The sequence below is a fragment of the Nocardioides sp. genome (assembly GCF_025964975.1).
Lineage (GTDB): Bacteria > Actinomycetota > Actinomycetes > Propionibacteriales > Nocardioidaceae > Nocardioides.
Genome location: NZ_JAOPXV010000083.1, coordinates 1 through 4,991 on the forward strand (window position 1 = coordinate 1; position 4,991 = coordinate 4,991).

A 4,991-nucleotide genomic window follows, 5' to 3' on the forward strand; every position below is an offset into this window, starting at 1 on the left:
CCGGTCGTCACTGCCCTCGGAGTCGGTGGTGTCGTGGTTGCCGATCGCCGGGAAGACCGGGACGCGGGCGAGCGCATAGCGGTAGGGCTGGAAGAAGCTGGAGTACCGGTCGTCGTCCTCGCCACCGCTCTCGTCGTCCACCTGCCCTGCTCGCCCCCGTGTCGGGTTCGAGGCCCTCCACCCAGACCCAGCACCGGTCGTCGGTGCTCGCCTCCGCGACGACGACCGCGCCACCGGCGTCCAGCACCTCGACGCGGGTGTGACCGAAGGGCTCGGCGCTGTGGCCGATGGAGGTACGGCGACCGACGGCCTCCTGCAGGGCGGAGTCGTCGAGGATGTTCCAGCGGCCCTGCGTCTCGTCGCGCCGGAACCAGAACGCGCCCCAACCGACCAGCACACGGTCGTGCGAGAGGTCGACGAGGTGGACGAACTCCTCGCGGTGGATGCCTGCTCGGTCTTTCCGCCCTCAACCATCCCGGCAGCCTAGGTGGCGGCGGTTCGGTGCGCGGGCTCAGAACTCGTCTGGACTAGCGAAAAGTCAACGAGGGAAGGCACAATCGAGGGCATACCGTCGCCAGCATGACCGCTGACGACTGATTCCGAAGATCTCGAGGATGCCGGATGAGCGACACGCACGTGGGAGACGTCGTCGACGGCAGCGGGCACACCCCCTGGCCGGCGGACTCCTTCGACGACTCGGTCCTGATACCACTGTGGCTGGACAACCCGGTGCGTCCGGTGGCCAGGCCGGCGGCGTCGGGCGCCGTGGACACTGATCTGCTGGTCGTCGGCGGCGGCTTCACCGGACTCTGGGCTGCACTTCGCGCGGTGGAGCGTCATCCCGGCAGGTCGGTGGCGCTCATCGAGGCCGACCGGATCGCGGAGCACGCCACAGGCCGCAACGGTGGCTTCTGCGAGGCCAGCCTGACCCACGGCGAGAGCAACGGGCGCTCCAGGTGGCCGGGGGAGTACGACCGGCTCCACGAGCTGGGGATGGAGAACCTCGACGGCATCGAGCAGACGGTCGCGCGCTACGGGATCGACTGCGGCTTCGTCCGCGGCGGCACGCTCACCGTGGCGACCCGTCCGCACGAGGTGGGCGGGCTCGGACCTGACGAGGAGGGCTTCCTCGACGCGGCTGCCGTGCGCGCCGTGGTGGACTCCCCGACCTATCTCGCCGGACGCCTCCAGCCACACGACTGTGCGCTCGTCGACCCCGCTCGACTGGCGTGGGGACTCGCCGAGGCCGCTGAGCGTCTCGGTGTGCGGATCTTCGAGGGCACCCGGCTGGACTCGCTCGTGCGACGAGACGACGGCCTCGAGGCCACGACGGGCGCAGCCGTCATCCGGGCCAACCGGGTCGTCGTCGCCACCAACGTCTTCCACGACCAGTTCCGGCGCGCCAAGTGGTCCGTCGTGCCGGTCTACGACTACGTCCTGGCCACCGAGCCGCTCACCGATGCGCAGCTCGGCAGCCTCGGCTGGGACCCGTCCATCGGCGTCGCCGACTCCGGCAACCAGTTCCACTACTACCGCGTGACGCCTGATCGCCGGATCCTGTGGGGCGGCTACGACGCCATCTACCACTTCGGCCGTTCCATCGGCGAGGAGCACGCGGACCGTCGAGCGACCTTCGAGACCCTGGCCCGCAACTTCGCCGAGACCTTCCCGCAGCTCCACGGCATCCGGTTCACCCACCGCTGGTCGGGGGTCATCGACACCTCGACCCGCTTCTGCGCCATGTTCGGTACGGCGCACCGCGGGCGAGCGGCGTACGCCACCGGCTTCACCGGGCTGGGCGTCGGTGCGTCGAGGTTCGCCGGCGACGTCATGCTCGACCTCGTCGACGGTGAGACCACCGAACGTACGCGTCTGAAGATGGTCCAGTCGAAGTCGTTGCCGTTTCCGCCGGAGCCGTTGACCTGGGTCGGCATCCAGGTCACCCGCTGGTCGATGGCACGGGAGGACGCGACCGGCAGACGCAACCTGTGGCTGCGGATCCTCGATCGCCTCGGGCTCGGCTTCGACTCCTGATCGAGTCCTGCGGGGAGGAACGTACGAACAGCGGACAACCAAATCGCACGTCCGTGCATCTCCCCTGCAGACGGCCCAACGGGGCCCACTGAACAGGGGACAAGAATGAACCGCTTCGCCACCGCTGGGCTGGGCCTCGCCCTCGCCGCTGCTCCGCTCGTTGCCACCGCCGCTACCGCCACGGCCAACGACGCCACCGCCCAGCGCGCCTCTGCTCCGGCGTACTCGGTCTCGGCCGCGATCAACCGGACCACCGCCATCGCCAAGGAGGACGTCGTCAAGATCCGCGGCGCGGTCAGCCCGAAGGCCGCCGGTGACAAGGTCGTCCTGCAGCAGCGCCTGGACGGCAAGAAGACGTGGTCCGTCTCCGGGACGGCGACGATCAAGGCCACCGGCAGGTTCCTCCTCAAGGACGAGCCCAGCACCGCGGGCACCCGTTTCTACCGCGTGCTGAAGCCGGCTGTGGGCTCGGTCAAGAAGGGTGTCAGCCCGGAACTCAAGCTCGTCGTCTACGCCTGGGAGCTGCTGACCACTCGCCCCAGCGGTCCCGAGACCAACATGGCGTTCACGACCGCCACCATCGGCACCGAGACGTTCGGCGCCAGCCTCGTCACCGAGATGGCGGGCGCAAACTCCTCCATCGAGTACACGCTGGGCAAGAAGTGCCTCAAGCTGCGGGCGACCTACGCCCTGACCGACTCGAGCGCCACGGGCGGCAGCGGCACGGTGGCGTTGTCGAAGGACGGCAAGAACGTCTTCTCCTACGGCCTCGTGCTCGGCCAGATCATCGAGGACCACGAGGTCGACATCAGCGACGCCTTCCGCATCAGCTACTTCAGCACCTCCACCAAGGCTCCCGACTCGCTTGTCGCGATCGGATCGCCTGCGGTGCTCTGCACCAAGTAGTCCCAGCCGCGCTCCCCACTTCCCAGTCAGGGAGCGCACCATCGGGCCGCACCAGCCCGAGCGGGCCGCCCGGAGTCACGCACGTGAGACCGGGCGCCCCGTCATTTGGCAGGTCTGTCTTTGTCTTTCGACACCCCACCGCCCGGCCCGTAGTGTTGCCGCTTGTGGCAGGCACCGATTACGACCAAGAGATCAAGCAGCTCCAGGCGACCATGCACACCATCGGCCAGGTCCTCGACCTGGACAAGATGCGTGAGGAGATCGCCGACCTCGGCGACCAGGTCGCCTCGCCCGACCTCTGGGACGACCAGGACAACGCCACCCGCGTCACCGGCCGACTCTCCCTGATCCAGGGCGAGCTCGACCGTTTCCTCGCGCTCGAGTCTCGCATCGAGGACCTCGGCCTGATGGTCGAGATGGCGCAGGAGGAGGGCGACGCCGACACGCTCGCCGATTCCGAGCGTGAGCTGGGCCGCGTCAAGAAGGCCGTCGAGTCCCTCGAGATCCGGACCCTGCTGTCCGGGGAGTACGACGTCCGCGAAGCCCTCGTCACCATCCGCTCCGGTGCCGGCGGGGTCGACGCCGCGGACTTCGCCGAGATGCTGATGCGGATGTACACCCGCTGGGCCGAGCAGCACAACTACCCCGTCGAGGTCTTCGACACGTCGTACGCCGAAGAGGCCGGCCTCAAGTCGGCCACCTTCGCCATCCACGCCCCCTACGCCTACGGCACGCTGTCCGTCGAGGCCGGCACGCACCGCCTGGTGAGGATCAGCCCCTTCGACAACCAGGGCCGCCGGCAGACGTCCTTCGCCGCCGTCGAGGTGGTGCCGGTGCTCGAGCAGACCGACGAGATCGACGTCCCCGACGAGGACGTCCGCGTCGACGTCTACCGCTCGGGCGGCCCGGGCGGCCAGTCGGTCAACACCACCGACTCCGCCGTCCGTCTCACGCACATCCCGACCGGCACGGTCGTCAGCTGCCAGAACGAGAAGTCGCAGCTGCAGAACAAGGCCAGCGCGATGGTCGTCCTCAAGGCCAAGCTGCTCGCCCTGAAGAAGGCCGAGGAGAAGGCGCACCTCGACGAGATGCGTGGCGACGTCCAGGCGTCGTGGGGCGACCAGATGCGCAACTACGTGCTGAACCCCTACCAGATCGTCAAGGACCTGCGGACCGGCTACGAGCAGGGCAACCCGTCCGCGGTCTTCGACGGCGACCTCGACGGGTTCCTCGAGGCCGGCATCCGCTGGCGCCGGGGTGCCGAGAAGGCCGCCGAGAACTGAGCTGCCCTGGTCCGAGCTCGCGAGGACCAGGACGCAGCAGCCAGGTCGAGTAGTCGCGCGAGCGACGAAGGAGGTCGCGACCGGCGTATCGAGACCGCGACCAAGGGTCTCGATACGCTCGCTGGCGCTCGCTACTCGACCACCGAGACGGCGACCCGGTGGGCGGGTCTGCTCTAGTTTGGTGGCATGAAGCGCGACCACTGGAAGGCCCGGAACGACGCCCTCGACCCGGAGACCGACTTCGTCGAGATCTACCGCAACGTCGTGATGCACGAGTTCCCGTGGGACATGAACCAGGCGCTCAGCTTCGCGCTCTTCCGCACCTACGCCGTGCCCGGCATCGGCCGGCTGCTCGACGCGACCGGCGCGTTCACCGGCAACGTCCAGAAGCGGTACGACGACACCGCGCTGCTGCTCGAGCCCCCGACCCGGCTCGGCTTCGACCACCCCGAGTCGAAGGCCGCGATCCGCCGGATCAACGCGATGCACCGCGCCTACGACATCCCCGACCACGAGTTCCGCTACGTGCTGAGCACCTTCGTGGTCGTGCCCAAGCGCTGGCTCGACGACTACGGCAAGCGCCCGATGACGGCCCACGAGGTCGAGGCGTCGGTCCACTACTACCGGGCGCTCGGTCGGCACATGAACATCAAGGACGTCCCGGAGACCTACGCGGGCTTCGAGGACCTGATGGCCTCCTACGAGGCCGAGCACTTCGCGTACGACGAAGGCGCGCGGCGCGTCGCCGACTCGACCCTGGCGCTGATG

The 4,991-nt window shown here is 68.7% G+C and carries 4 protein-coding genes; all 4 read left to right on the forward strand.

Translation table 11 applies throughout. The annotated features are described in order from the left end of the window. Nucleotides 1–621 precede the first annotated feature (621 nt). Nucleotides 622–2,034 (forward strand): FAD-dependent oxidoreductase, encoded by a 1,413-nt coding sequence (locus JWN68_RS05825; protein ID WP_297736020.1) that lies wholly within the window; start codon nt 622–624, stop codon nt 2,032–2,034. Nucleotides 2,035–2,139: 105 nt separating this feature from the next. Continuing rightward, nucleotides 2,140–2,940, forward strand: a complete 801-nt coding sequence (locus tag JWN68_RS05830; protein WP_297736023.1) for a hypothetical protein — start codon at nt 2,140–2,142, stop codon at nt 2,938–2,940. A 164-nt stretch (nt 2,941–3,104) separates the two neighbouring features. Continuing rightward, nucleotides 3,105–4,223: a peptide chain release factor 2 gene (gene prfB / locus JWN68_RS05835; RefSeq protein ID WP_297736027.1), complete on the forward strand. Its 1,119-nt coding sequence runs from the start codon at nt 3,105–3,107 to the stop codon at nt 4,221–4,223. Nucleotides 4,224–4,409: 186 nt separating this feature from the next. Next, on the forward strand, nt 4,410–4,991 hold a 582-nt coding region (locus JWN68_RS05840; protein WP_297736032.1), incomplete at its 3' end, for an oxygenase MpaB family protein.